A 23019-nucleotide genomic window follows, 5' to 3' on the forward strand; every position below is an offset into this window, starting at 1 on the left:
GGTCAGATCGAAATCAGCTTCACGCCGGCATAGGCCAGCAGCACGGACAAAAGCGAACGGATCACGCGGTCAGGCGTTTTGTGCACCAGGTGCGAACCCAGCCAGATGCCGGGCAGCGAGCCGGCGAGCAGCTTGATGAGCAGCGGCCAGTCGACCGAACCGATGGAGGCATGACCCAGGCCCGCCACCAGCGTCAGGGGCACGGCGTGGGCAATGTCGGCCGCCACGATGCGCGGCAGCGGCAGGGTGGGGTAGAGCAGCATCAGCACGATCACGCCGATGGCACCCGCGCCGACTGACGTCAAAGTGACCAGCGTGCCGATGACCGCGCCAAACAGCAGCGGCAGCGACCAGTGGCGCGCACGCGTGGCCTGGCCTATGAGTTCGGGCGCGATGGTGGTAGGGGCGGCCTTGCCGCGCAGCACCTTGTAGGCCGTGGCGCCAGCCGTCAGCAGTAACGCCAGGCCGAGGGTGGTGGTCATGATGGCTTGCGTAGCCGGGTTGGCCGGGCCCATGCGCTGCAACATATAAAGGGTGGCCAGGGCCGCCGGAATGCTGCCGGCTGCTGTTTGCCCGACGATTTTCCAGTCCACCACCCGGGCGCGGGCCAGGCTGACGGTCCCGCCCATCTTGGTAAAGGCCGCAAACAGCAGGTCGGTGCCGATGGCAAGGTGCGGTTTGATGCCGAAAAAGAAGATCAGCAGCGGCGTCATCAGCGAGCCGCCGCCCACCCCTGTCAAACCCACAACCAGGCCGACGGCAAAACCAGCAAATACAAAGGCAAATTCATGCATAGCGGGAAAATGTAAGTGCCCGACTTATAAAAACAAACTACACATTTGTTCTGCCGTTATGCAGATAAGCTTATTCGCCAATAAATATGCGGGTTTCGGGCGGTTTTTTCGTGCCAGCGGCATAAGGCTTGCGTTGAGGCTGACCATTCACCAACCGACCCGTCACAAAGCGCTGGTACAGTCCCTGCTCTTTCGGATGAGCCGCCCTGTTTTGGGCTTGCCAAATTAACCGAATTGCCCATTTTTGGAGAAAACCCGTGAAATTGATGAAGTCCGTCCTGATGGGTGGTTTGTTTCTGGCCTGCGCCACGGCGGTGACGCTCGCCCAGGGCAGCCCGAAACCTCCCATCAAGATCGGCGAAATCAACAGCTACTCCGCCATTCCCCAGTTCGCCCAGCCTTACCGGCAAGGCTGGCAGCTTGCGGTCGAGGAAATCAATGTGGCCGGCGGCCTGCTGGGCCGCAAGATCGAAGTCATCTCGCGCGATGACGCCGGCAAACCCGAGGAAGCCCTGCGACAGGCCGTCGAGCTGACCTCAAAAGAAAGGGTGGATGTGCTGGCGGGCGGGTTTTACTCCAGCGTCGGGCTGGCGCTGGCCGGCCATGCCCAGGCCAGCCGGCGGGTGTTCATCGCCAGCGAATCGCTGGCCGACGCCATCGTCTGGGAACAGGGCAACCGCTACACCTTCCGCCTGCGGCCCAGTACTTATATGCAGGCAGCCATGCTGGTCGAAGAGGCATCCAGGTTGCCGGCCAAACGCTGGGCCACGATTGCCCCCAATTACGAATACGGCCAGAGCGCGGTCACTGTGTTCAAGGAGCTGCTGAAAGCCAGGCGACCGGACGTCGAGTTTGTGAGTTACCAGTGGCCGGCGCTGGGCAAGATAGAAGCCGGCCCGACGCTGCAGACGGCCATGCAGGCAAAACCTGAGGCGATTTTCAACGCGACTTTCGGGGCCGACCTGACCCGGCTGGTTCGCGAGGGCAACCAGCGTGGCATTTTTCCCCGCATACCAGTGGTGTCCATGCTTTCGGGGGAGCCCGAGTACCTGGAGACGCTGAAAGACGACACGCCGAAAGGCTGGATCGTCACCGGCTACCCCTGGGACCAGATCGACTCCCGGGAACACGCCAGCTTCGCCGCCAACTATTACCGCCGCTTCAATGAATATCCCAAGGTCGGTTCGGCGGTGGGTTACGCCACCATGCAGGCGATTTTTGCCGCCATCCGCAGGGCCAACTCCACCGACAACGAAAAGCTGGTGGTGGCGCTGCGCGGACTGAAGTTCTCCACGCCTTTCGGCCCCGCCGAGTTCCGCGCCATCGACCACCAGTCCACCATGGGCGCCTATGTGGGCAGGCTGGACCTGCGCGGCCACAAGGGCACCATGGTGCAATGGCGCTACGCCGACGGCAAGGCCTATTTGCCAAGCGATGCGTATGTCAAGGCCCGCCGGCCTGCCGCGGCCATGAAGTGACGTTTTGACAACGCAGGTGCTGAATTCCTTGAAGCCTCCCCGGCGATCCCCCCATAATCGGGCGCAATGACGAATACGGGTGGTGAGGCTGTCAAGCGGGTTTTTGTAAAAGTGTTCGGGTTTGATGACGTTGAGCGTCACGCCCTGAACGCGGTGTTTCGCATTTCCGAAACACGATCTATCGCTTACACCCCCTGGACGCCCGACGCGCCCGAAGAAGCCTTGATGGCGCTGATTGACGGCGACAGCTGGGAAGCTGCGCTGGAGCTGGCCAACCCCGCGAATGACGACTTCACCCTGATCTGGATCGGCGACAACCCGCCGGCCAGGGCGCGCCTGGTGATTCCACGCCCGCTGCAGTGGACCGCGGTGATTGACGGCATGGACGAATTGCTGGCCGCTGAACAGCGGCAGGCCGCGCAGGCTCTGCGCCCGGGCAATGCACCGGAGAAAGCCCTTGGCCTCGACCTTCAGCCCGAATCTTCCGCGCTGGATCTCGATCTCGACTTTGATTCGCAGGCGCCTACCGCGCCGGCGCCGCTGGAAACCCCGGAACCCCTGCCGGAGCGCCCCCAGGTGCTGGTGGTGGATGCTGACCGCGACGCGCGTCTTTACCTGCGTGCCAGGCTGGCCATGGCCGGTTTCGTGAAGATAGACGAGGCGACCACCGGCACCGAAGCGCTCAAGCTGATTGACACGCATCTTTACAAGCTGGTGATTCTCGACATGGAGCTCCCTGACATCGAGCCCTGGGAAATGGTCAAGCGGGTGGAGGCCTCGCGCCCTGCCATCGCCTATCTGATCCTGACCGGCAACCGTCTCTCCCCGCTGGACACCGTGCGCGGATGGTTCGGCGGCGCGCGCGGCAGCCTGCGCAAACCGCTGCACCCCGGAAAGCTCAAACGCCTGCTGCGCAGCGTGGAGTGAAGGTGCTTATTACGCCTTGAATGCTATCTATTTGATAGCTGCTTGCGCTTTTCCCTTATGGGTTTCAGCCTTGTTTGGCATGAGAATCTCAGGTATTGACGATCGGTGCGGGCGCCGCATGCTGCGGCATCAGCGCTTCAGCCAGCCGCTGCTCAATCGGCAAAGGCTCGGCGTGCAGTTTCGCCGCCAGCAATTCCCCGCAAAGCGCGGCAAACGTCAGCCCGCGCGAGCCCATGCCGCTGCACACCCACAGGCCGGGGCTTCCTTCCAACGGGCCCAAAGCGGGTAAACGGGTGGGTGTAGCGCAGCGCACGCCGGCCCAGGACTGAACCTTCCCTGGCTCAAACTGCGCGGCCAGTGCACGGGCGGTTTGCGGCAGTAGGGTTTGCAGCCGGCTGAAATTGTGCTGGTCGTCCTCGGGCCGTGTTTCGGCCTGGGTGTTGTCGCGTTCAAAGCTGGAGCCCATGACCCAGGCCAGGCCGCCGGCCTTGCCTGGCAGGGGCACGGCAGGCACCAGGCTGCCATGGCCGTTCACGGGAAAGGGTGGCAGCGCATCGGCTGTGCCGGACTCGTGCAAGCCCCAGCTCACCTGGCCCCGGATGGCCTGCAATGCCAGTTCGCCAGCCTTGTTCGTACCGGCGCCGGCTGCCAGTTCCAGGCTGGCATAACCGGCAGCTAGCACCACGAGTTCGGCGCGAGCCAACTCCCGGCCCTGCGCATCCAAAACCTGCCATTGGCCCGAGGCCTGGTTCAGGCGGTTCACTATTGATCGGCCGTGCGACAGCACACCCGGCCCCGCCAGCCAGGCGTCGACCAGGGCGGCCGGCCGGATCCAGCCGGCCCGCGCATGCCACAGCGCGGGCGTATCCGGCGGCAGGCCGCATTGCCTGAGCTTGTCGGCGTCGGCTGGCCCTGTCCAGTCGCTAGCGGCGTCGACCCAGTCTGTTTGCCACGCCTCGGGCCGTTTGCGCGGGTGCTCCACCGCGTGCTCCAGCACGCCGGTGCGGCCCCAGTCACCGGCCTGCAGCAAGGCCTCAGCTTGCTGTAGCGTGGCACGAATGCCATGGCGCGACAGGCGCGAGAGCGGGTTGTCGTCGGGCGAGACATGCGGCGCCAGCAAGCCGGCGGGCAGGCCGGACGCCCCGGTGGCGGGCTCTTCGGCCGCGTCCAGCACCACGACCTGCCAGCCGCGACGCGCCAGGCTGGCCGCCACAGCCGCGCCGGCCAGGCCGGCGCCAATCACCACGCAGCGCCCGGGCAGCCGGCGAGCGGGCGAGGGCTGCGCTTTTTTAGGTTCCCACGCCGGGTTGAACTCGCCCTGCAGGTTGTCGCGTTTGGGCGGTATGCCCGGCACCTTGCCCACCACAAATCCGCATTGCGCCAGCGCATCGCGCACGCTGCGCGCAATCGTCCAGGTGGCAACACGCGTGCCGCGCCGGCAGCAGCGCGCTACCGCCTTGAAAGTATGGATGTCCCAGATGTCCGGATTGCGCTGCGGGCTGAAACCGTCCAGGTAGACCGAATCGGCTTCAAACAACTGCTCGCGCAGCATGGCCTTGGCGTCACCGATGCACAGCGTCAGCAAGACCTGGCCGCCTTCAAACACCAGCCGGTGAAAGCCCGGCAGCAGCCCCCATAGCTGGCGCTGCAACTGTTCGGCGAAAGGCAGCAATTCAGGATGGGTCCTGGCGCTGCGCAGCACATCTTCGGCGCTCGCCGGAAAGGCTTCAGTCGAGACGAAATGCAGCAGGCCAGGGCGCTTCGGGTCGGCCTTCCAGGCGGCCCAGGTCACCAGGAAATTCAGGCCCAGGCCGAAGCCGGTTTCAAGAACAGTCCATTGCGGCTGACCGGCCCAGGCCCCAGGCAGGCCGCAGCCCTTGAGGAAGACTTCTTTAGCCTGATCCAGCCCGCCCAGCTCGCTACGGTAGCGGTCGCCAAAGCGCGGGCTGTAGGGGCTGCCGCCGGCGGTGCCGTCGTCCAGCCACTCAATGCGCTCGGGCATGCGGTCAGGTCAGGGCGTGGGTGTCGTGGGTGGGACGTAGCCTTGCACTGCGTCGGCGCCGTCGCCGAAGAAATGTTTTTCCATCTGCCGTGCCAGGTACTGGCGGGCGCGGGCGTCGGCCAGGTTCAGGCGGTTTTCATTGACCAGCATGGTTTGCTGCTTCATCCACTCCGCCCAGGCTTCCTTGCTGACTTCTTCCCAAAGGCGCTTTCCTAGCGGGCCGGGGTAGGGCGGGAAGTCCAGGCCTTCGGCTTCTTTGCCGAGTTTGATGCATTTGACGAGGCGTGCCATGGGGTAGTTCTTTCGTAGGGCTAAGTTGTAGCTGAGATGTCTAAGGATGTTTGTGGAATAAAGAACTGATTTTTTATTCGTTCCAGTTTCTAAGGTCTGCTTCCAGAATCCATTTTGTTCGCATTTACACGCAATTTTTTGGAAAAGAGAGCAACCATGACTTCACGCCGCAACTTTATCAATGTTTCCGCCCGCACTGCCGTGGCGGCCGGTTTGGGTTTGACGCTGGCAGGGTCACTGCTGACCGCCCAGGCCCAGCAAGCGCCCGTCACGCTGCTCAACGTCTCGTATGACCCAACCCGTGAGCTTTATGTCGAATACAACGCGGCCTTCAGCAAATACTGGAAAGCCAAGACCGGCCAGGATGTGACGATCAAGCAGTCGCACGGCGGCTCCGGCAAGCAGGCCCGCTCCATCATTGACGGCCTGGACGCCGACGTGGCCACGCTGGCCCTGGCCGGCGACACCGACGCGTTGGTCAAAAACGGCGGCTGGTTGTCGGCCGACTGGCAAAAGAAGCTGCCGCACAACTCGTCGCCCTACACCTCCACCATCGTGCTGGCCGTGCGCCAGGGCAATCCCAAAGGCATCAAGGACTGGGATGACCTGATCAAGCCCGGCATCAACGTGATCACGCCCAACCCTAAAACCTCGGGCGGCGCCCGCTGGAACTACCTGGCCGCCTGGGAATTCGCCAAGCGCAAATACGGCAGCGACGCCAAGGCCAAGGAGTTTGTCGCCAAGCTCTATGGCAACGTTTCGGTGCTGGACACCGGCGCCCGCGGCTCCACCATCACCTTCGCCCAGCGTGCCCAGGGCGACGTGCTGATCGCCTGGGAAAACGAAGCGTATTTGCTCGAAAAAGAATTCGGCGCCAAGTTTGACGTGGTCGCGCCTTCCCTGAGCATCCTGGCCGAGCCCGCCGTTGCCGTGGTCGACAAGAACGTCGACAAGAAGGGCACCCGTGCTGTGGCCGAGGAATACCTGAAGTACCTCTACTCTGAAGAAGGCCAGGACATTGCCGGCAAGAACTTCTACCGCCCGGCCGTTTCGCAAAGAGCCATTGCCAAGTACGCCAAGCAGTTTCCCAAGCTGAACCTGTTCACCATCGACCAGGCCTTCGGCGGCTGGGCCAAGGCTGATAAAGAGCATTTCGCCGACGGCGGCTCGTTCGACCAGATCTATACCAGGAAATAGGCCCCCCCGAAGCGGCCTCTGGCCGCCTCCCCCCAAGGGGGCGCCCGCTGCGGCCCGGCTGAGCCGGTTCCGCGCCGGCACTGGAATGGGAGAGCTGGCACACGCCGCTTGGTAATCAATGCAACTCAGAGAGCTCCACAAATAATGTCCTCGCAACAATCCGTATTGCTGATTGCCGGCAGTCCTTCCGAACAGTCCCGCTCGGCGGCGCTGCTTGACTCCGTCAGCGACAGGCTGGCCCTGCGGGGCGGCGTGGTGGTCGACCGGTTGAACATCCGCGAGCTGCCGGCCCAGGCCTTGCTGCTGGCTGAGTGGGGGCATCCGGCGATCGTGAAAGCCATTGACCAGATTGCCCGCGCGCGTGCGATCGTGGTGGCCACGCCGGTCTACAAGGCGGCTTACAGCGGCCTGCTCAAGGTGCTGCTTGATTTGCTGCCGCAAACGGCGCTGAAGGAAAAAACCGTGCTGCCACTGGCCACCGGCGGTAGCCCCCACCACATGCTGGCGCTGGACTACGCCCTGCGCCCGGTGCTGCAGGCGCTGGCGGCCCGCCACATCCTGCCGGGCGTATATGCCACCGATTCGCAGGTGCCGAAGTCGGCCGACAAGCGCTATGAAGTGGGGCCCGAGATCACCGTGCGTCTGGACGATGCGGTGCTGACGCTGTTGGCGGAAAGCTTCCGGATGCCGGCCACCACGGGCTTTGAGCCTGTGCATTTTTCGCGGGTGCGATGTAGCGTCTGAGCTGAGCCGCCCGCCGGTGCTGAATTCAGGCCACTGAATTCATCGATTTTCAGTTCAACGTTTTTACCCAAGTTCCAGGAGAACCTTTATGTCCATCCAAGCCATCAACGTCCGCAACCAGTTCCGCGGCCGCGTGAAAGAAATCATCCGCGGTGACGTGGTGTCTGAACTCGACGTCGAAACGCCCTGGGGCATCGTCACCTCCGTCATCACCACGCGGTCGGTCGACCAGCTCGAGCTGGCCGTCGGCAGTGAGGTGGTGGCACTGGTCAAGTCGACCGAAGTGTCCATCGCCAAGCTGTAGATTCGAGGCCCCAGCGTGTCCCGGTTGGGTACCCATCTGGGACGTTTGATGCTCACCCTGCCAGCGTCGGATAGTCCGTGTAGCCCTTGGCGCCGGGTGTGTAGAACGTGTCCGGGGCAGGAGCGTTCAAGGGCGCGTCCTGGCGCAAGCGCTCGACCAGGTCAGGGTTGGCGATGAAAGGCCTGCCTATGGCAATCAGGTCCGCGCGGCCTTCGCTCAGCGCCTGTTGTGCGCTGGCTTTGTCCTGTCCGCCGGCGAGAATGAAGGGGCCGTTGAACGCAGCCCTCAAATCTGTCTTCAACTTCGCCGGGACGGGAGGGGCGCCCATGGCCGAATGGTCCAGGACGTGAACGTACATGAGGGCGAGCGCAGAGAGTTGCTTCACCAGCGCCAGGTACTGTTCGTCCACGCCTTCGAACGCGCCGGTGCTATTGACCACGCCGTGGGGCGACAGGCGGATGCCGACTCGCTCAGCGCCGATCTCTTTTACGGCAGCACGGGCGACCTCCAGTACCAGCCGGTTGCGCCCTTCGGCCGTGCCGCCGTAGCCATCGGTGCGGCGATTGACGTTGGCGTTCAGGAATTGCTCAAGCAAGTAACCGTTGGCCGCGTGCAGCTCGATGCCGTCAAAGCCGGCCTGGATGGCAAGACGCGCGGCGGTGGTGTATTCGCCGATCACGGCCTGGATGTCGGCCTCGGTCATGGCGCGCGGCGGTGAGTGCGGCTGGCTGCCTTGCGTATCGGTCCACATCTCGCCGGGGCAGGTCTCGGGTGAAGGCCCAAGCACTTCGGCGCCGGCCGGCAGGTTGGCCTGGTGGGTCACGCGGCCGGTATGCATCAGCTGCACGACGATCTTGCCGCCTTTGGCATGGACGGCGTCGGTCACCAGCTTCCAGCCTTGCACCTGGGCGTCATTGAAGAGGCCCGGGATGCGGGCGTAACCCAGGCCGTTGGGCGACGGCGAGGTTCCTTCCGTGATGATGAGGCCGGCGCTCGCGCGTTGGGCGTAGTAGGTGGCCATCAGGCTGTTGGGCGTGTTGTTGTCGACTGCGCGACTGCGCGTAAGCGGTGACATCACGGCACGGTTTTTGAGTGAGATCGCGCGCAGGGGGAATGCATCGAAAAGCATGGGCTGTCCTTGGGGAAATAGAGAAGGGGAGAGAACGGAGAAAGAAGAGAGAGAGAAGAGAGAAAAGGAAAAGCAGTAACGTTCAGTTCGCTGGACTCAGCGAATCTTGTAACGAGGGGCCGGCGTTCCAACCTGGGTGCCCGCGAACAGTTCGGTGCGGGCCGCATCGTACTTTTCCCACAGACTCGCATCAGCGACTGACGGCCAGGTGATCGTTTCGCCCTGGTCCAGGCCCGCGAGCGCTGCATCGACCATGTTTTCGGTCGTCATCAAGGCCTCCTTGTTGAGGGCTGCCAGCGGAACGCCTGACAGATCCCAGATCTCGGTGGCCGTCGATGCGGGCAGTACCAGCTGAACCTTCACCCCGGTTTCGGCGAGTTCTTGCTGCAGACTGCGGCTGTATTGCAGTACGAAGGCCTTGGTGCCGCTGTAGATGGCGCTGATTGGCAGCGAGTGAACGGCCAGGGCGGATGCGATATTGATGATCAGGCCCTGCTTCCTCGCCACGAAGGCTGGCACCGCAGCTTGCGTCAGGCGCGTCAGTGCTGTGATGTTGAGGGCAATCTGGGACAGCACGTCATTTGCCGCCATCTGGGCAGCCGGTGCCAGGCGCGCAATACCGGCGTTGTTCACCAGAACGTGCACATCCCCATCGGTGGCCAGAATCGTTTCGATCCGCGCCACATCCTCGTCTTTTGTCAGGTCGGCCGAGATCGGCTCAGCTTTGATACCGTGCGCCTTTGAGACCGATGCGCAGAGCGCTTCCAGGCGGTCAGCGCGCCGGGCGACAAGGATAAGATCGTATCCACGTGCGGCGAAGCGGTCCGCATAGACGGCTCCGATGCCGGAGGAAGCCCCTGTGACAAGAGCGACTTTCCTGGAACTGTTGTTTGTCATTGCTGTTTTTCCAATAAAATTGAGGGCTCAACTAAATAAGTTGAGGGCTCAAATGTATGATTGATTGCATGAAATCAATCGATGGTGCAGTACTCAACCATTTTGATAGTATGGGAATTACCACAAACCTTGTCGATGCGAAAAGCAGCCTGGATATGCCCGCCGCAGATGAGCAGGACATCCTGGGCGGACGGGCTTGCACGATCACACCACTGCGCCTTGCGACTCGCAGACTTGAGCAGCTTTATGACGAAGCGCTGGCACCGTTGGGCCTCAAAGCCACGCAGCTCGCGCTTATCGCAGGAATACACAGGCTCACGGGCGCCGATCAACAAGGACCGGCGCTACAGAACCTGGCGACCCTGCTTGCCATTCAACTTTCTGCGCTTACCCATGCGCTAAGGCCTCTGGTGCGTGACGGAATTGTTGAGTTGCGTCAGGACGCCCAGGACCGCCGGACCAAGCACAGCGTTCTCACTTCGCTTGGCAAGACCCGGCTTTCAGAAGGCATAGTGCACTGGGCAGCAGTCAACGACCAAGTGGAGGTCGTTCTGGGTTCTGCCTCGGCTGCGAACTTGAGGGCCCTGGCCGATCAGGTGGCATCCGACGAGTTTCTGGTTGCCTACAAGACGGAGAACCCAGCCCCGTTGGCTACCCTCGGCTCCAGGCAAGCTGAAAAGAACGCCTGATTACAACGGTTTTCGGGGTCTCGCCGTCGGTTTACTTAACAGTGACGTGCGCAAGCAGCTACTAAAAAGATAGCAACCATAAGGTTGCTCTGCCACGTTGGCGTTGCAAAAAGAGGTGCGAAGGCGCGCCTGCGCGCAGGCCTTACTGCAGTTCGACGCCCGCCTTTTTCACCAGCTGCGCGTACTTCACCAATTCACTGCGAAAGTACTGCGCGGCGGCTTCCGGGCTGCCGGGGTTGATGGTGTTGCCCTGCTTGAGCATGGCTTCCTTCACCTCGGGCGTGGCGTAGGCGGCAGCCACCGCGGCGTGGATGCGCTTGACGTCGGCTGCCGGCAGCTTCGCGGGGCCTATCACCGCGAACCAGCCTTCCATGTTGTAGTTGGGCAGGCCTTGTTCCGCAATGGTCGGGATGTCGGGCGCCGCGGGTGAACGGGCGCTGCCGCCCACACCGATGGCGCGCAGGGCGCCGCTTTTCAGGTGCGCCTGCACCGCGGGGAGCGCCAGCACGCCCATGTCCACCTGCCCGCCGATCATGTCGGCAACCATGGGGCCTACGCCCTTGTAGGGAATGTGTTTGGCCTTGACCTGTGCTTCGTCCAGAAACATCTGCGCGGCCAGGTGCAGGATGGTGCCGTTGCCCGACGACGCATAGTTGTAGGCATCGGGTTTAGCCTTGAGCAGGGCGACCAGTTCTTTCACATTGATGGCTGGCAGTTTGGCGGGGTTCACCACCAGCACCATCGGCGTGGTGCCGATGACAGTGATGGGCGTGATGTCCGCCACCGGGTCGAACGGCAGCGACTTGTACACGCTGGGGTAGATCACGTGGTTGTTGGACACCACGCTCAGCGTCATGCCGTCGGGGGCAGCCTTCACAAGCGCGGACGTGCCGACAATGCCGCCTGCGCCGGGCTGGTTTTCAATCACCACCGGGTTGCCCAGCGCCTTGCCCAGCGCAACACTGGCCGCTCGCACGATGGTGTCCACGCCCGAGCCGGCGCCCACCGGCAGGATGAAGCGCACCACCTTGTCGGTAGTCTGGGCCAGCAATCTGCGTGGCGATGCCAGGAAGGCGCCGCCGGCAAAAAGGGCGCCGAGTCCCCAGAGGGCCTGGCGCCGGGTTGCGGGTTTGTTGCTCAAGGCTGAGGTATCGGTACTGCGGATCATCTTCATCTTGGGGGTCATTTTGTCTCCTTCGTTGTCGTGAGTCGCGCAAATCGGCCGGCAGGTTCAACTCACTGCCTCAACTGACTGCCGCTTGCCGGTGCAGGTCATCCATTTCACCCGCGCTGTAGCCCAGGCCTGCCAGCAGCTCGCGGGTGTGCTCGCCCAGCGTGGGCGGGTGCAGGCGAACCCCCAGCCGCTCCCCTTGCATGGTGATGGGGAACAGCGTGGTTTTTACCATCTGGCCGGCCTTGGGGCCATCGGGCAGGCGCACATCGGCCAGGCCGCCGGTGGCCAGCAGGTGCTCGTCGTCGAACAGGTCTTCGGGCCTGCGGATGGGGGCAAACGGCAGGCCGGCTTTTTCCATCATGGCTGAAAGCTCGCCGGCGCTGCGCGGGGCCAGCCGCGCCGCAAGGTCCTTGAGCAGGGCGGGGCGCACCGCCACGCGCTGGTTGTTGGTGGCCAGCGCCGGGTCGGCCTTGAGGTCGGGAAAGCCCAGCACGGTGCAAAAGGTTTGCCACTGCGCGTCGCTCACGGCCGCCAGGAAGATTTGTTCACCGTCCCGTACCGTGAACACGTCGTACACCGCCCAGGGGTTGTCGCGCGCGGGCATGGGGGCCGGGTGTTTGCCCGTCATGGCGTACTGCAGCATGTGCTGGCCCATCAGGAAGACATTGTTTTCATACAGCGCCGACTGTACTTCCATGCCCTTGCCGCTAATACCGCGCTGGATCAGCGCGCCCAGCGCGCCGATGGCGCCGAAGAGGCCGCCCATGATGTCGTTCACGCTGGTGCCGGCGCGCAGCGGGTCGCCGGGCCGGCCCGTCATGTAGGCCAGGCCCCCCATCATCTGCACCACTTCGTCAAGCGCTGTACGGTGGTCATACGGGCCGGGCAAAAAGCCTTTGTGGCTGATGTAAATGATGCGCGGGTTGACGGCGCTGAGCGCGGCGTAGTCCAGGCCGTACTTGGCCATGGTGCCGGGCTTGAAGTTTTCGGCCACCACGTCGGCGCTGGCGCAGAGCTTGCGCGCCACTTCGGCGCCCACCGGGTCGTGCAGGTCAATGCCGATGCTTTTCTTGTTGCGGTTGAAGAGCGGGAAGAAGCCCGAGCCGGCGCCCAGCAGGCGGCGGGTCCGGTCGCCGTCGATGGGTTCGACCTTGATGACTTCGGCGCCCATGTCGGCCAGCACCATGCCGCAGGTGGGGCCCATGACCATGTGGGTGAACTCCACCACGCGCAAGCCGGCCAGCGGCTGTGGGGTGGTGGATTCGGGGATGGGTTGCATGCAGTGTTCCGGAAGAAAAAATAGTTCAGGCCGCAGCGGCAGCGGAGGCAGCAGATAGGCGCATGGTTTTGGGCAGGCCCGCACGCCACAGTGTGCCGTGCAGGGTTTCGCCTTCAAGCCAGCCCGCCACGCGGGTGCGCAGCGCCATCAGCTTGTCAAAGTCAATGCCGGTTTCAATGCCCATGCTGGCCAGCATATAGGCCAGGTCTTCAGTGGCCACATTGCCGCTGGCGCCGGGCGCATGCGGGCAGCCGCCTATGCCGGCAAGGCAGGCGTCAAAGCGCGTTACGCCGGTCTGCAGCGCGGCATACACATTGGCCATGCCGAGTCCGCGGGTGTCATGAAAGTGGCCGCAGTTGAGCCGTTCACCGGCCACCTCAAAAGCCCGCTCAAACAGCAGGCGAACCATTTCCGGGTCGGCATAACCCACGGTGTCTGCCAGGCCTACGCGGTCGGCGCCGGCGTCCAGCACGGCGCGCAGCAGCCGCAGCACCTCGGACGGCTCGACCCGGCCCTGCAGCGTGCAGCCAAAGGCCGTGCTCATGCCGACTTCGATCACGATGGGTGAGCCCGACGCATCACGCAGTTCGCGGATGCGGGCGATTTCTTCGACCACCTCGTCGGGCGTCTTGCGCAGGTTGGCCAGGCTGTGGGCGTGGCTGGCTGAAATCGGCAGCAGCATCAGGTCGGCGCCGGATTCGATGGCGCGTTCGGCACCCTTGAGGTTGGGCACCAGCACCGATGTGACCAGGCCAGGCAGTGTTTTGGAAAAGGCCACCAGTTCGGCGGTGTCGGCCAGCTGCGGCAGCAGGCGCGCTGGCACAAAAGAGCCGACCTCGATCTCGCGCTGGCCGGCGTCGTAGGCCGCCTGGATCCATTGCAGCTTGTGTGCGGTCGGCATCACGGCGGCAATGCTTTGCAGGCCGTCACGCAGGCCGACTTCACGAATCGTTGCCTGCCGGGGGAGGGCAGGCCTTGAAGGCAGGTTCACTGTGGTCTCCGTTGTCATTCTGTCCATTCTCAGGGCGTGGCTGCAGTTTAGAATTTCCCAAAAGGTTTGGTTGATCAATTCTGGAAGCGCTAACGTTCCTGATGGGAATATCAAATCTAGCCATTGACCGCCAGGAGTCGCCCATGAGAGACCTCGACATGACCACGCTGCGGCTGTTCGCGGCGGTATGTGATGCACGCAGCATTGCCCGCGCGGCCGAGCAGGCCAACATCGTCGGCTCGGCCATCAGCAAGCGGCTGGCCCAGCTCGAAGACACCGTCGGCACGCCGCTGCTGGTGCGGCGGCGCCGCGGCGTCGAACCAACGCCCGCCGGCGAAAGCCTGTTGGAACACGCGCGCACCATGCTGGCCAGCGCCGAGCGCATCGAGCGCGACATGGCCGCTTATGCCCAGGGCGTGCGCGGCCAGGTGCGCATCCTGGCCACGGCTTCTGTCATGGCCGAGTCCCTGGCCGACGATGTGGCGGCTTTTTTGCAGGAGCCGGCGCACCACGACATCCAGGTCGACATGGAAGAGCGCGTCAGCCCCGATGTGATTCGCGGCATCAAGGAGGGCGTGGCCTCGGTCGGCATCTGCTGGGACGCCGCCGACCTGAGCGGCCTGCAGTCGCGCAGCTACCGCACCGATCACCTGGCCATCGTGACCCACCCGTCGCACCCGCTGACAGGCGAGAAAACCCTGCACTTTGAGCAGACGCTGGATTTCGAGCATGTCAGCCTTCCCGCGCACAGTGCTGTGCAGGTGCTGCTCCTGCGGGCTGCGGCGCTCAAGGGCAAGGTCGTGGTTCACCGCGTCATCGTGTCCAACTTCGAGGCCGCCTTGCGTGTGGTCCGCGCCAACCTGGCCATCAGCGTGGTGCCGCGCGAGGTGGCCGAGCCTTATGCCGCCACCTATGGGCTGCGTGTGATGCCGCTCGCCGACCCCTGGGCCCGCCGGCGCTTTGCCATCTGCTTTCGGGATGAGTCGGGTTTGTCGGCGGCGGCCAGGTTGCTGGTGGCCCATCTGGCGGCAAAAGGGTTGCCCGATGGAGGGTAAAAAGTACCGTAGACGCTCTGCGCGGTATTTCGGGTGCTATCAAATCAGGAGCTACTTGCGCTTACCAGCATTGGTCTGTAGCTACTTTTCATCCATTAAACGGCGTTCAAAAGACGTTTGGTAACACCTGCAGGCACGCCAAATGGCCTCTGGAAGCCGGGGGAAAGCTTCCGGGCCTGCCGTTTAGAGGTAAAATAGGCCTCCAACCCACAGCAGACAAGCGCGAGCAGCTATAAAAAATATAGCGCGCAGGGCTGATCCAGGCTAGCCCAAAAGGGGGCCAGCAACCGCCGAAGGGCGGTTACCTGGTCCGCAAAGTGCTTGATTTAGGGGAAGGAAGCCCCAAATTCACTGCATGAACGCCACCCAACCCCATCCCCACAAAACCGACCTCACGGTCACCCACGTACTGGCCGAGCTGCTGGAACGGCTTGAGCACAGCGCGGTGCCGGTGGGTGCCGAGCAGTACCGCTCCGTGGTGCTGCACCTGGTCAACGAACTGGGCGATGTGGAACCCGGCATGGCGCTGGGCGCGCTGCTCGACACGCACCCGGCTGCGGCCGAGCTGTATGAAAACGTCAATTACCAGTATGCGGGCCTGTGCCGGTCTGCGCTGGACGCCTCGCTCGCTGCCGAGCTGAAGGCCAAAGAGGCCATTGAAAAGGCCATGAAACCCATCAACCCCCAACTGAAGGAAGACCCCAACCATGGCAAGAGCTGACGCCAAAACCGCCGTACTCGCTGACGGCCTGCGCTACAAGTCCAAGGTGTCGGGCTCACCGTTTGCTGCCACCACGTCATTTGGCGCTGCCACGATGTCGTGTTTCATGTGCGGCAAGCACCGCGCCCGCTCCCTGATGGGCACCCGTAAAGTGCTGGGCAAGTCCCAGGCCGTGTGCTCGCCCTCGTGCAAGGCACTCGACGAAGCCCTCGAAAACGCCGCCAACCAGGCCTGAAGCTGAACCACGAGGCCGGCGTCGCCGGCCTCTACCTGGCTATTCACGGCCATCCACGGCTACCCATCGACGCCGATGGGGCCGTACGGCTCCTTGATCACCGCGCACACCCGGGCGCATACTGTGCTGAAGACGTTTTTAACGTCTGAACACACAGCTAAAAGGTGATTCTCATGGCCGATTCGTCCCAACCCGACCCGTTTCTTGAACCCGACGACGCCATCGACCATATCCATGGCCCGGCGTCGGCCCCGGTCACTGTCGTGGAATACGGCGACTTCGAATGCCCGTCCTGCTTTCAGGCCTACGGCGCCCTGAAGGTGATGCTTCCGCACTTCGGGCGCCAGCTGCGTTTTGTCTTCCGGCACTTTCCGTTGCGCGAAGTGCACCCCCATGCCGAACTGGCCGCCGAAGCGGCGGAAGCCGCCGGCGCACAACACAAGTTCTGGCCCATGTACGAGTTGCTGTTTACCAACCAGCATCACCTCAAGGACAAGCACCTGCTCGACTATGCCGCCCAGGCCGGCCTGGACATGGCCCGCTACCAGAACGAAATGAACGACCATGTCTACCTGCAGCGCGTGCAGGAGCACATGCAAAGCGGCCGCCACCTGGGCGTGCGCTCAACGCCGGCGTTTTATGTCAACGGCGTGTTTTGTGATGTGTCGTTTGGCCTGCAGCATTTGCATGAGGCCATCGACAAAGTGTTGACCAGCTAACAGACCTAACCGTCCACCGGTTGCAGCGGCGTCGCCAGCGTCTTCTGCAAAAACGCCAGGTCCAGCCAGCGGCCAAACTTGAAAGCCGCCTGTTTGATCGTGCCGCTGTGCTCAAAGCCCAGGCGCTTGTGAAGTGCAATGCTCACAGCGTTGTCCAGGTCAATCGCGCCGACCAGAACGTGCATGCCTTGCACTTCAGCCCTGGCCACAATCGCCTCCAGCAGCTTGCGCCCCAGGCCCAGGCCGCGGCTGTCTTTCTCCACATAGACCGAATGCTCGACCGTGTACTTGTACGCCGGAAATGCGCGGAAGGTGCCGTAGCTCGCAAAACCCAGCAGCTTGCCGCTGTCGTCTTCCATCCCGACTACCGGAAAACCGTTGGCACGTTTGGTGGCAAACCAGGTCACCATGCTTTCGGGTGCGCGTGGTTTGTAGTCGTACAGCGCCGTCGAGTTGACGATCGCCTCGTTAAAAATGGCCAGGATCTGGCCGGCATGGCGCTCTTCGGTGCATTCGACGAGGTGCATGGGGATTCCTTTTGAAAGGGAGAATGATTTGTCTACTATAAGAGATTATTTGTCCCTTATGATAGACGAATGCTTTTTCTGAAGGACACCCCATGACGATTGATGCCCTGATCGCGTCGCGGCTGCTGGCATTGCGCCAGGCCCAGGGCCTGAGCCTGGCGCAACTGGCCGAGGTGTCGGGCGTCAGCAAAGCCATGATCTCCAGGGTGGAGCGCGTCGAAAGCAGCCCGACCGCCATGATCCTCGGCCGGCTCGCAGCCGGCCTGGGTGTGCCGCTGGCGCAGCTGCTCACCGAAGACAAGGAAGAAGAGGCAGGCCGCAGGCTGCGGAAGAAGGCAGGGCAGGCGGTGTGGCGCGACCCGGAAGCCGGCTACCTGCGGCGCCAGGTGGCAGAGCGCGGGCCCGACCAGGGCGTCGAGATGGTGGAAGTCGAGCTGCCGCGGTCGGCCAGGGTGGCTTACCCGCGATGGAGCGGCCAGCCGTATCGGCAGCGCCTCTGGCTGGTCGAAGGCGGCTTGCGCGTGGAATATGGCGACGAAGTTTTCAAGCTTGAGCCCGGCGACTGCCTGGACTTCGGCGTTGACCGCCCCGTGGCCTTTAAAACCCTGGGGCGCAGCGCCTGCCGCTATTTGCTGGTCGTCTGGCCCGGCTGAATTTGTCGCCCCTTACCCATTAACTGGCAGCAGCAGACCCCGGCACAGCCGCGACGTCAAGCGCCGCATGGCGCGCGCGTATGCGCCGCACCTGCAGCGCCGCCCCAATGATGTACAGCAGCAAAAGCACACCCGTGGCGGCCTTGAGTTCGGGCGCATCGGCGTTGGGCAGCAGTGGCGCACCCAATGGCAGGCGCGTCGAAGTCTCGGTGATGGCCGGAATCATGTGGAATAAAAAGGTCATCGAATAGCCCAGCGTCTCCACATACGGCGAGGCACGGCCCAGCACCTTGGTGGTGCCCGCCACCCAGGCAATGCCCAGCACCAGCAAGGTGATGATGCCCAGCGCATGCGGTTTGCCGAAACCGCCATGCTGGAAGATGCCAAAGCCCGTGAGGCAGGTGAGCACCGTGGTCCAGATATAGACCTTGCCCAGTGTGGACGCGGCAATGATTTCCTTGTCGCGAAAGAAGGCGATCACGGCAGCCGCAACGGCCACCAGGCTGATGGCGGTGTGGATCACACCGAGGTAGGTCAAACCATAGATCATCGGAATCTCCTTGTGCCCCTGCCAGGTGAGGGACGTGGGGTTGAACAAGCTGACATGGGTACCCATGCAAACGCCGTGCCGCGCAGATTGTTGCTGGTGACGCCGCTTTTGCCCATGACTTTTCGGCTTGCGCGGCCACGGCCCGATAATCGGTAGTACACCGTGGCCGCAATGCGCCGCTCCTTAGACCAGAAGTACTCATGAAAAAAACCTACCAACTCAATATCGAAGGCAAAAACCGCGACCGCCTGCTCGATGCCGCCAAACACGACATTCGCAAATACCTCAAACGCGAACGCGCCAAAGCCTTGCCCAAGGGCGTGGACTACTGGGACTTTGACTGCAAGTCTGGCGCGAGTGATGCCGCTGCTTCGGAGGTGCCGGTGGCAGACCTCATCAAGTCGATTGACGAGATCGTGAAAGACGGCGCGCCGCAGTTCTATGTGGAAGTGGTGGCCAAGGGCGGTGTCAAGGTGCCCCGTGCGCGCAATGAGGGTGACGACGATTTCGCCGACGTCGAATAAGCATGCGCAGACTCTTTGTGCTCCTGCTGATGGCCGCAGTTGCCGCGTCAGCGTATGCGGACCCGAATCTTGTCGGCCAGTGGAGGTCTGACTCCGAAATCAGCATGCGCTTCAATAACGAGCGCGCAAAGCTTGACAGCAAGACGGCCCTGTTTCTTTCGCAGCTGATGGGTCATATGACCCTGACCTTTACGGCAGATGCCATGACTTCCGAACTGCCGGATCTGGAGACGAAAACGCAGGAGGGCCGAAAGAGGCCACTGACAGGTTTTCGCGAAACCCATCCCTACCGTGTCCTGGGCGTTGCTTCGGATTCGGTTGCCGTCAAAACCGTTGCGCCAGTGACTGGCAGGGACGCCATCGTTGTCTATAACTTCATAAGCCCAGACATGCTGTGGATTTATGCAGGCGGCGAAGACAACTCGGAGAGTCTTCATCTTCGTGAATACTATGTGCGGGTGAAGGATGTGCCCAAGCCCGATGTGCCTAAAAGCGCTCAACCCTAGGGACGTCAACCCGTAGGGCAATAGTGCATGCACAAACTCTTAGCATTAATTCTGATGTCGCTCTCCATGAACCTTCACGCCGGAAATTTCTTTCCACCCGACTACAAGACCTTTCCCTTTGAAGAAGGTGATCTTCTGGCAAGCCAGCGGGGCGATGGAAAATTTTCAGTAAACAAGGTTTTGAAGATTGATCGCGTTGCATTGAAGAAGGGTGAATCCATCAACATACAGGGAAAGTCTTTTGCGGCCACCGAAGATGACTTCCTCCTTGTTATCGGTTGCTCTTATGGGGCGGCGGAATTCAAGACGATCGAAGAGGCCCGAGCGGCAGCGGTAAACGGGAAATGGACCGTTCAGCTCGGACATGCGCCAAATCGCTCGCCAGGAGCGGCAGCAGGTCAAACCCGCATCGGACATGCAGCAGTGACAGAAAGCGAACTGGCGGGTTACAGGGAGTGGCGAGCCGCGTTTGACAAAGGTCAGGCAGGTGTTTTCTAAAGCCCTTTCGCCGGGCTGCCTATTGCTATAGACAACTCATGGACAGAGACCCAGAAGCCCCACAAGGCCCTTTCCCCGACACCATCAAGCAGGGCGATGTGTTCTGGATTGAAGCGGACCCCTCACGCGGCTCCATCCCGGGCTCCCCGCATCCCCATGTCGTTGTGCAAGACGACCTGTTCAACCGCTCCCGCATCAGCACCGTTGTTGTCTGTGTTGACCTCCAATCTGAACCGCGCTGCGGAGCCCGGCAATGTCCTGCTGGAGCCTGGTGAGGGGAATCTCGAGAAGCAAAGCGTGGTGGTTGTGTCGCAGGTGTCTTCCGTGTACAAAACACGCTTGGGTGCGCACATCGGGACGCTGTCAGGTGAGCGGGTTCAGCAGATACTGGCGGGAATGCGGTTTCTGCAGGCATCGTTTCTCCATCGATAGTCCCGGGAGCACCGTGTCAGGCAATTTCTGTCGTCTGTGCCCATTGTTCGCTACCTGAAGGCCAACACCATGCAAGCGCCGAGTTCTTCCACCATCACACTGCTTGTGCTTCTTCCGTTGGTCGCGTGGCGTGTTTACGCGCGCTTTCGCCGCATGGTCGGGCGTCAGCGCCTGTCGAGGATCCGCCCTTGGGTAACTTTGGCCATCTTTCCCGTCCTGCTTGTTTTGCTTGGCTTCGCCGCCCGTGAGCATCCCGAACGGCTTTGGTGGCTCGCCGGTGGCCTGGGCCTCGGCGCGTTGCTCGGTGTCTTCGGGTTGAGCAAGACGCGCTTTGAACCCACACCCCAAGGCCTGTTCTATACGCCCAATGCCCATCTGGGCATTGCGCTTTCACTGCTGTTCGTCGGGCGTATCGCCTATCGTCTGTTCGAGATCTACACCGCAGAGCCGACGGTGCAGCACGGAATGGGCGACTTCGCCCGCAGTCCGCTTACGCTCGCTGTCTTTGGGCTGCTTGCGGGGTATTACATCAGCTACGCGATCGGTCTTGTGCGTTGGCGATTTCGTGTTCTGCGGGCCAAGAGGGAGCGTGAGGCGTTGGGGCGAGAGGCTTAAGACTTCGCTAACTTGGTAGATTGACCCGGACATCACTTTTAAGAGTCGTCGCAATTCGTCCCTTGAAATCCCAGACCACCGTGCTATCGAAAGCGTGTTCGTGATCGACTTGAGGAGGGTGAGGTTTGCCGCCTCAACTTCTCTCCGAGACATTCCAGTTCACGTGGATTTCGTCCTTTTCATTCAATTTTTTAAATTCAAAGGTCACAATTTCTCCCGTGGGAAGAGGAACGTGAGAGTGTGCTGTCTGTGCTATTGCATCAGGCTTTCCTACTTCACGATATTCTGAATGGCCCTCGATCGGGTGTCTAGTGAGCGCCGCTTCAATGTGCCCCGAATACTTGATGCGTTTGATTCGAATATTCCCGGCCGGAGTCTGAAGCAATAGCTTGTCAGTAGGACTCTCGTAAGAAACCTCCATTTCAACGGGTATCGATGGGCCATTCGGCTCCAGAGCATTGAAGGCACCTGCCACTTCAAGCGCTTCCCGAAAGGCCTTAATCACGCTACCGCGCTCTCCCGTCACGGAGTTGACGAGAACTGTGTTTTTTCGCGCTTTCGAGGTCGCGAATATTTCATCCACTGCCGTACGTATCTCGGGGTTGATTTCGCTATTGTCGAGGACAATTGCAATGTCACCAAGCCTGACGTTGTTCTGAACAAGTTCGACCTCGCTGGTGCGCAGCCAAGAGAGGAGATCGGTGGCCGTTGTAGCGGTAACCTCGCGTAGTTCAACGTCGAGTTTCTTAGCCGCCTCGATCGCAGCGGGTGAGAAACCTGTGGTCGAGACAGCTGTGATTTTATTGAAATTGAAGAGCGCCTGCCGACCCGCCAGTTGCTGCACCCACTCACTTGGCGCTGCACCTGCGCTAGGTCGATTTCGGCACTCGATTAGCCAGGAAATATTGGTGCTGCCGAATTTCCCTTTGACGACAACATCGAACTCGGCAAGTTGTGCACCGCGTTCATCGAACAATTTCTTGTTCACCTGTACATCAAATCCGTCTTGAGCAAGGGATTGTTCGACGAATTCGACTAGTTTCTCCAGAGATCTCCCATCGTTGCGCATGTCCGCCCTCCTGAGTAAGGAGACTCAGTGTACTTTCCGTCGCGTAACGCAGGATGACGTTTGCTTCGATCTCAAGCAGACATTCGCTAGTGACCTAATCTGAGCGTACGGCAATCGTCAATGTGAACGTCAATGTCGATCGAGGATTGTTTTGATCTGGTTGACCTCGAGCAACGATTCAGCAGCGAGGTCCATAGCGGTGCAATTTCTAACGATTCGGGGAGTGAAATCAAGCGCTGGACAGTAAATGACGCCGAAGGATCCTGTGTGGCAGTAGGCTGTGAGAACACCGAATCTATCTCCCGGTGACGAGCCGATGGCCCATTCGTTCGCGCCTGCTGGCGCACCACCGAAAGTCACAGGCGCCATGGGACCGGGTTGGACGGGTGTTGGTCGTCCTTCGATCGTGAGTCGTTGAACATAAATAAAACCATCGTTCTCGCTGTGCCGCAGTGCGACCGTGAATCCATCCACGATTTGGAGTGCTGAGTCTGGGCTGCGGATCACTGCATCAAGTGCCTGCATCGCAACAACGAGGGGTGGGAACGTTGGCACCGTGATGGCAAGTTGATGCTCGTGATGCAGAAAGTTGTTGTATGCGACGTTGCTTCCAACGTACCCGGCATCCACGCACATGATTTCTCCATGCTTGACCGTGAAAAGCTCCGAGTCCCGGGTGTCCAGTTCAAATGCGGCGATGAACTCTACCATCGTATCGTCGTCCCGTTGCAGTGAGCGCCGGTGGTGATCCAGGAGGTAGTTAAGGACGGCGGTTTTGTTAAAAAGGTCAACTCCGCGCGTGTGGATACCCTCAATTGCCTTCTTGGCACTCCCGATGTCGTGGGCGAATGCGATGGTGACACCAGGATGAAGCAAAACAATTTTCAGTCCGCCGATGAAATTTTTTTGCCCAACCCGACCGTCTGCGATGTCCGGCGTGAATTTCGTGTCGCCGACCATGTAGATGCGACCCTCACTTCGTCGCGCTACTACCAGCGTCATACAAGGCCGATATGTTG

27 protein-coding genes and 1 pseudogene are annotated in these 23019 nt (G+C 61.5%); 16 read left to right on the plus strand and 12 right to left on the minus strand.

What is annotated here, in order from left to right; genetic code table 11:
• Positions 1-2 precede the first annotated feature (2 nt).
• Positions 3-794 (minus strand): sulfite exporter TauE/SafE family protein, encoded by a 792-nt coding sequence (locus tag AC1DZE_RS16495; protein WP_477667269.1) that lies wholly within the window; start codon positions 792-794, stop codon positions 3-5.
• Between the two features lie 266 nt (positions 795-1060).
• Here AC1DZE_RS16495 and AC1DZE_RS16500 point away from each other — a divergent pair, with 266 nt between their 5' ends.
• A complete protein-coding gene (locus AC1DZE_RS16500) occupies positions 1061-2272 on the plus strand; it encodes an ABC transporter substrate-binding protein (protein WP_477671216.1) in 1212 nt (403 codons plus the stop codon).
• A gap of 66 nt (positions 2273-2338) precedes the next feature.
• On the plus strand, positions 2339-3199 hold the full coding sequence (locus AC1DZE_RS16505; RefSeq protein WP_477700310.1) for a response regulator transcription factor: 861 nt from the start codon (positions 2339-2341) through the stop codon (positions 3197-3199).
• Positions 3200-3287: 88 nt separating this feature from the next.
• Here AC1DZE_RS16505 and mnmC read toward each other — a convergent pair whose 3' ends face one another.
• Both mnmC and AC1DZE_RS16515 read right to left on the minus strand, forming a co-directional pair.
• The gene (mnmC, locus tag AC1DZE_RS16510) at positions 3288-5201 is read right to left on the minus strand and encodes a bifunctional tRNA (5-methylaminomethyl-2-thiouridine)(34)-methyltransferase MnmC2/FAD-dependent 5-carboxymethylaminomethyl-2-thiouridine(34) oxidoreductase MnmC1 (RefSeq protein ID WP_477700311.1); all 1914 of its coding nucleotides are present in this window, start codon (positions 5199-5201) and stop codon (positions 3288-3290) included.
• A 9-nt stretch (positions 5202-5210) separates the two neighbouring features.
• Positions 5211-5492 carry an oxidative damage protection protein gene (locus AC1DZE_RS16515; protein WP_477670829.1) on the minus strand — a complete coding sequence of 94 codons (282 nt, stop codon included), beginning with the start codon at positions 5490-5492 and terminating at the stop codon, positions 5211-5213.
• A gap of 156 nt (positions 5493-5648) precedes the next feature.
• On the opposite strand from AC1DZE_RS16515, the gene AC1DZE_RS16520 reads away from it, so the two are divergent.
• The 3 genes from AC1DZE_RS16520 to AC1DZE_RS16530 all read left to right on the plus strand — a co-directional run bounded on the left by AC1DZE_RS16520 (position 5649) and on the right by AC1DZE_RS16530 (position 7737).
• Positions 5649-6689: a sulfate ABC transporter substrate-binding protein gene (locus AC1DZE_RS16520; protein ID WP_477670828.1), complete on the plus strand. Its 1041-nt coding sequence runs from the start codon at positions 5649-5651 to the stop codon at positions 6687-6689.
• 144 nt (positions 6690-6833) lie between these two features.
• A complete protein-coding gene (gene ssuE, locus AC1DZE_RS16525) occupies positions 6834-7433 on the plus strand; it encodes an NADPH-dependent FMN reductase (protein WP_477672663.1) in 600 nt (199 codons plus the stop codon).
• 88 nt (positions 7434-7521) lie between these two features.
• On the plus strand, positions 7522-7737 hold the full coding sequence (locus tag AC1DZE_RS16530; RefSeq protein WP_477670826.1) for a TOBE domain-containing protein: 216 nt from the start codon (positions 7522-7524) through the stop codon (positions 7735-7737).
• A 52-nt stretch (positions 7738-7789) separates the two neighbouring features.
• Here the strand turns inward: AC1DZE_RS16530 and AC1DZE_RS16535 are convergent, their stop codons facing one another.
• Entirely contained in the window at positions 7790-8866 is a 1077-nt protein-coding gene (locus tag AC1DZE_RS16535) for an alkene reductase (protein ID WP_477672662.1), read from the minus strand.
• Between the two features lie 96 nt (positions 8867-8962).
• Positions 8963-9763 carry an SDR family NAD(P)-dependent oxidoreductase gene (locus AC1DZE_RS16540; RefSeq protein ID WP_477672661.1) on the minus strand — a complete coding sequence of 267 codons (801 nt, stop codon included), beginning with the start codon at positions 9761-9763 and terminating at the stop codon, positions 8963-8965.
• Positions 9764-9831: 68 nt separating this feature from the next.
• On the opposite strand from AC1DZE_RS16540, the gene AC1DZE_RS16545 reads away from it, so the two are divergent.
• Positions 9832-10452, plus strand: coding sequence for a MarR family winged helix-turn-helix transcriptional regulator (locus tag AC1DZE_RS16545; RefSeq protein WP_477672660.1), 621 nt, complete (start codon positions 9832-9834; stop codon positions 10450-10452).
• A 142-nt stretch (positions 10453-10594) separates the two neighbouring features.
• On the opposite strand, the gene AC1DZE_RS16550 is transcribed toward AC1DZE_RS16545, so the two are convergent.
• Genes AC1DZE_RS16550 through AC1DZE_RS16560 form a run of 3 tightly spaced genes read right to left on the minus strand, consistent with a single transcriptional unit; the run spans position 10595 to position 13914 of the window.
• Complete coding sequence (locus AC1DZE_RS16550) at positions 10595-11638, minus strand: Bug family tripartite tricarboxylate transporter substrate binding protein (protein ID WP_477672659.1); 1044 nt, start codon at positions 11636-11638, stop codon at positions 10595-10597.
• 58 nt (positions 11639-11696) lie between these two features.
• Entirely contained in the window at positions 11697-12905 is a 1209-nt protein-coding gene (locus AC1DZE_RS16555; RefSeq protein ID WP_477700312.1) for a CaiB/BaiF CoA transferase family protein, read from the minus strand.
• A gap of 25 nt (positions 12906-12930) precedes the next feature.
• A complete protein-coding gene (locus AC1DZE_RS16560) occupies positions 12931-13914 on the minus strand; it encodes a hydroxymethylglutaryl-CoA lyase (protein WP_477700313.1) in 984 nt (327 codons plus the stop codon).
• Positions 13915-14039: 125 nt separating this feature from the next.
• On the opposite strand from AC1DZE_RS16560, the gene AC1DZE_RS16565 reads away from it, so the two are divergent.
• The 4 genes from AC1DZE_RS16565 (at position 14040) to AC1DZE_RS16580 (ending at position 16626) form a co-directional block, all read left to right on the plus strand.
• Positions 14040-14951 (plus strand): LysR family transcriptional regulator, encoded by a 912-nt coding sequence (locus AC1DZE_RS16565; protein WP_477673973.1) that lies wholly within the window; start codon positions 14040-14042, stop codon positions 14949-14951.
• Between the two features lie 355 nt (positions 14952-15306).
• A complete protein-coding gene (locus AC1DZE_RS16570; RefSeq protein WP_457278577.1) occupies positions 15307-15672 on the plus strand; it encodes a hypothetical protein in 366 nt (121 codons plus the stop codon).
• On the plus strand, positions 15659-15907 hold the full coding sequence (locus AC1DZE_RS16575) for a hypothetical protein (protein ID WP_436154840.1): 249 nt from the start codon (positions 15659-15661) through the stop codon (positions 15905-15907). Before AC1DZE_RS16570 ends, AC1DZE_RS16575 begins: the two co-directional genes overlap by 14 nt.
• A gap of 173 nt (positions 15908-16080) precedes the next feature.
• Complete coding sequence (locus AC1DZE_RS16580; RefSeq protein WP_477674174.1) at positions 16081-16626, plus strand: DsbA family protein; 546 nt, start codon at positions 16081-16083, stop codon at positions 16624-16626.
• Positions 16627-16631: 5 nt separating this feature from the next.
• Here AC1DZE_RS16580 and AC1DZE_RS16585 read toward each other — a convergent pair whose 3' ends face one another.
• Positions 16632-17153 (minus strand): N-acetyltransferase family protein, encoded by a 522-nt coding sequence (locus tag AC1DZE_RS16585; protein WP_477674173.1) that lies wholly within the window; start codon positions 17151-17153, stop codon positions 16632-16634.
• A 92-nt stretch (positions 17154-17245) separates the two neighbouring features.
• On the opposite strand from AC1DZE_RS16585, the gene AC1DZE_RS16590 reads away from it, so the two are divergent.
• Positions 17246-17806, plus strand: coding sequence for a helix-turn-helix domain-containing protein (locus AC1DZE_RS16590; RefSeq protein ID WP_477670822.1), 561 nt, complete (start codon positions 17246-17248; stop codon positions 17804-17806).
• Positions 17807-17825: 19 nt separating this feature from the next.
• Here the strand turns inward: AC1DZE_RS16590 and AC1DZE_RS16595 are convergent, their stop codons facing one another.
• Entirely contained in the window at positions 17826-18356 is a 531-nt protein-coding gene (locus AC1DZE_RS16595; protein WP_477671214.1) for a hypothetical protein, read from the minus strand.
• A gap of 200 nt (positions 18357-18556) precedes the next feature.
• Here AC1DZE_RS16595 and AC1DZE_RS16600 point away from each other — a divergent pair, with 200 nt between their 5' ends.
• From AC1DZE_RS16600 to AC1DZE_RS16620, 5 genes and pseudogenes are all read left to right on the plus strand, one after another.
• Positions 18557-18880: a DUF6172 family protein gene (locus AC1DZE_RS16600; protein WP_477670821.1), complete on the plus strand. Its 324-nt coding sequence runs from the start codon at positions 18557-18559 to the stop codon at positions 18878-18880.
• 104 nt (positions 18881-18984) lie between these two features.
• A complete protein-coding gene (locus AC1DZE_RS16605; protein WP_477700314.1) occupies positions 18985-19386 on the plus strand; it encodes a hypothetical protein in 402 nt (133 codons plus the stop codon).
• Positions 19387-19413: 27 nt separating this feature from the next.
• Positions 19414-19884 carry a hypothetical protein gene (locus tag AC1DZE_RS16610; protein WP_477700315.1) on the plus strand — a complete coding sequence of 157 codons (471 nt, stop codon included), beginning with the start codon at positions 19414-19416 and terminating at the stop codon, positions 19882-19884.
• A gap of 38 nt (positions 19885-19922) precedes the next feature.
• Positions 19923-20316, plus strand: a pseudogene (locus AC1DZE_RS16615) (type II toxin-antitoxin system PemK/MazF family toxin).
• A gap of 36 nt (positions 20317-20352) precedes the next feature.
• Positions 20353-20931: a CcdC protein domain-containing protein gene (locus AC1DZE_RS16620; RefSeq protein ID WP_477700316.1), complete on the plus strand. Its 579-nt coding sequence runs from the start codon at positions 20353-20355 to the stop codon at positions 20929-20931.
• Positions 20932-21064: 133 nt separating this feature from the next.
• On the opposite strand, the gene AC1DZE_RS16625 is transcribed toward AC1DZE_RS16620, so the two are convergent.
• Together AC1DZE_RS16625 and AC1DZE_RS16630 are read right to left on the minus strand one after the other, a co-directional pair.
• A complete protein-coding gene (locus AC1DZE_RS16625; protein WP_477700317.1) occupies positions 21065-22000 on the minus strand; it encodes a restriction endonuclease in 936 nt (311 codons plus the stop codon).
• A gap of 129 nt (positions 22001-22129) precedes the next feature.
• Positions 22130-23002 carry a hypothetical protein gene (locus tag AC1DZE_RS16630; protein ID WP_477674047.1) on the minus strand — a complete coding sequence of 291 codons (873 nt, stop codon included), beginning with the start codon at positions 23000-23002 and terminating at the stop codon, positions 22130-22132.
• Positions 23003-23019 lie beyond the last annotated feature (17 nt).

The sequence above is a fragment of the Polaromonas sp. P1_F1 genome (assembly GCF_056405795.1).

Excerpts from the sequence above, each read along its gene's own strand:
- AC1DZE_RS16610 (WP_477700315.1), top strand. The coding sequence starts at position 19,414 with ATGCACAAACTCTTAGCATTAATTCTGATGTCGCTCTCCATGAACCTT.
- AC1DZE_RS16560 (WP_477700313.1), bottom strand. The coding sequence starts at position 13,914 with ATGACAACGGAGACCACAGTGAACCTGCCTTCAAGGCCTGCCCTCCCC.
- AC1DZE_RS16555 (WP_477700312.1), bottom strand. The coding sequence starts at position 12,905 with ATGCAACCCATCCCCGAATCCACCACCCCACAGCCGCTGGCCGGCTTG.
- AC1DZE_RS16580 (WP_477674174.1), top strand. The coding sequence starts at position 16,081 with ATGGCCGATTCGTCCCAACCCGACCCGTTTCTTGAACCCGACGACGCC.
- AC1DZE_RS16565 (WP_477673973.1), top strand. The coding sequence starts at position 14,040 with ATGAGAGACCTCGACATGACCACGCTGCGGCTGTTCGCGGCGGTATGT.
- AC1DZE_RS16595 (WP_477671214.1), bottom strand. The coding sequence starts at position 18,356 with ATGATCTATGGTTTGACCTACCTCGGTGTGATCCACACCGCCATCAGC.
- AC1DZE_RS16520 (WP_477670828.1), top strand. The coding sequence starts at position 5,649 with ATGACTTCACGCCGCAACTTTATCAATGTTTCCGCCCGCACTGCCGTG.
- AC1DZE_RS16535 (WP_477672662.1), bottom strand. The coding sequence starts at position 8,866 with ATGCTTTTCGATGCATTCCCCCTGCGCGCGATCTCACTCAAAAACCGT.
- ssuE (WP_477672663.1), top strand. The coding sequence starts at position 6,834 with ATGTCCTCGCAACAATCCGTATTGCTGATTGCCGGCAGTCCTTCCGAA.
- AC1DZE_RS16530 (WP_477670826.1), top strand. The coding sequence starts at position 7,522 with ATGTCCATCCAAGCCATCAACGTCCGCAACCAGTTCCGCGGCCGCGTG.
- AC1DZE_RS16625 (WP_477700317.1), bottom strand. The coding sequence starts at position 22,000 with ATGCGCAACGATGGGAGATCTCTGGAGAAACTAGTCGAATTCGTCGAA.
- AC1DZE_RS16590 (WP_477670822.1), top strand. The coding sequence starts at position 17,246 with ATGACGATTGATGCCCTGATCGCGTCGCGGCTGCTGGCATTGCGCCAG.
- AC1DZE_RS16540 (WP_477672661.1), bottom strand. The coding sequence starts at position 9,763 with ATGACAAACAACAGTTCCAGGAAAGTCGCTCTTGTCACAGGGGCTTCC.
- AC1DZE_RS16630 (WP_477674047.1), bottom strand. The coding sequence starts at position 23,002 with ATGACGCTGGTAGTAGCGCGACGAAGTGAGGGTCGCATCTACATGGTC.
- AC1DZE_RS16500 (WP_477671216.1), top strand. The coding sequence starts at position 1,061 with ATGAAGTCCGTCCTGATGGGTGGTTTGTTTCTGGCCTGCGCCACGGCG.
- mnmC (WP_477700311.1), bottom strand. The coding sequence starts at position 5,201 with ATGCCCGAGCGCATTGAGTGGCTGGACGACGGCACCGCCGGCGGCAGC.
- AC1DZE_RS16545 (WP_477672660.1), top strand. The coding sequence starts at position 9,832 with ATGAAATCAATCGATGGTGCAGTACTCAACCATTTTGATAGTATGGGA.
- AC1DZE_RS16605 (WP_477700314.1), top strand. The coding sequence starts at position 18,985 with ATGCGCTTCAATAACGAGCGCGCAAAGCTTGACAGCAAGACGGCCCTG.
- AC1DZE_RS16585 (WP_477674173.1), bottom strand. The coding sequence starts at position 17,153 with ATGCACCTCGTCGAATGCACCGAAGAGCGCCATGCCGGCCAGATCCTG.
- AC1DZE_RS16515 (WP_477670829.1), bottom strand. The coding sequence starts at position 5,492 with ATGGCACGCCTCGTCAAATGCATCAAACTCGGCAAAGAAGCCGAAGGC.
- AC1DZE_RS16600 (WP_477670821.1), top strand. The coding sequence starts at position 18,557 with ATGAAAAAAACCTACCAACTCAATATCGAAGGCAAAAACCGCGACCGC.
- AC1DZE_RS16505 (WP_477700310.1), top strand. The coding sequence starts at position 2,339 with ATGACGAATACGGGTGGTGAGGCTGTCAAGCGGGTTTTTGTAAAAGTG.
- AC1DZE_RS16575 (WP_436154840.1), top strand. The coding sequence starts at position 15,659 with ATGGCAAGAGCTGACGCCAAAACCGCCGTACTCGCTGACGGCCTGCGC.
- AC1DZE_RS16550 (WP_477672659.1), bottom strand. The coding sequence starts at position 11,638 with ATGACCCCCAAGATGAAGATGATCCGCAGTACCGATACCTCAGCCTTG.
- AC1DZE_RS16570 (WP_457278577.1), top strand. The coding sequence starts at position 15,307 with ATGAACGCCACCCAACCCCATCCCCACAAAACCGACCTCACGGTCACC.
- AC1DZE_RS16495 (WP_477667269.1), bottom strand. The coding sequence starts at position 794 with ATGCATGAATTTGCCTTTGTATTTGCTGGTTTTGCCGTCGGCCTGGTT.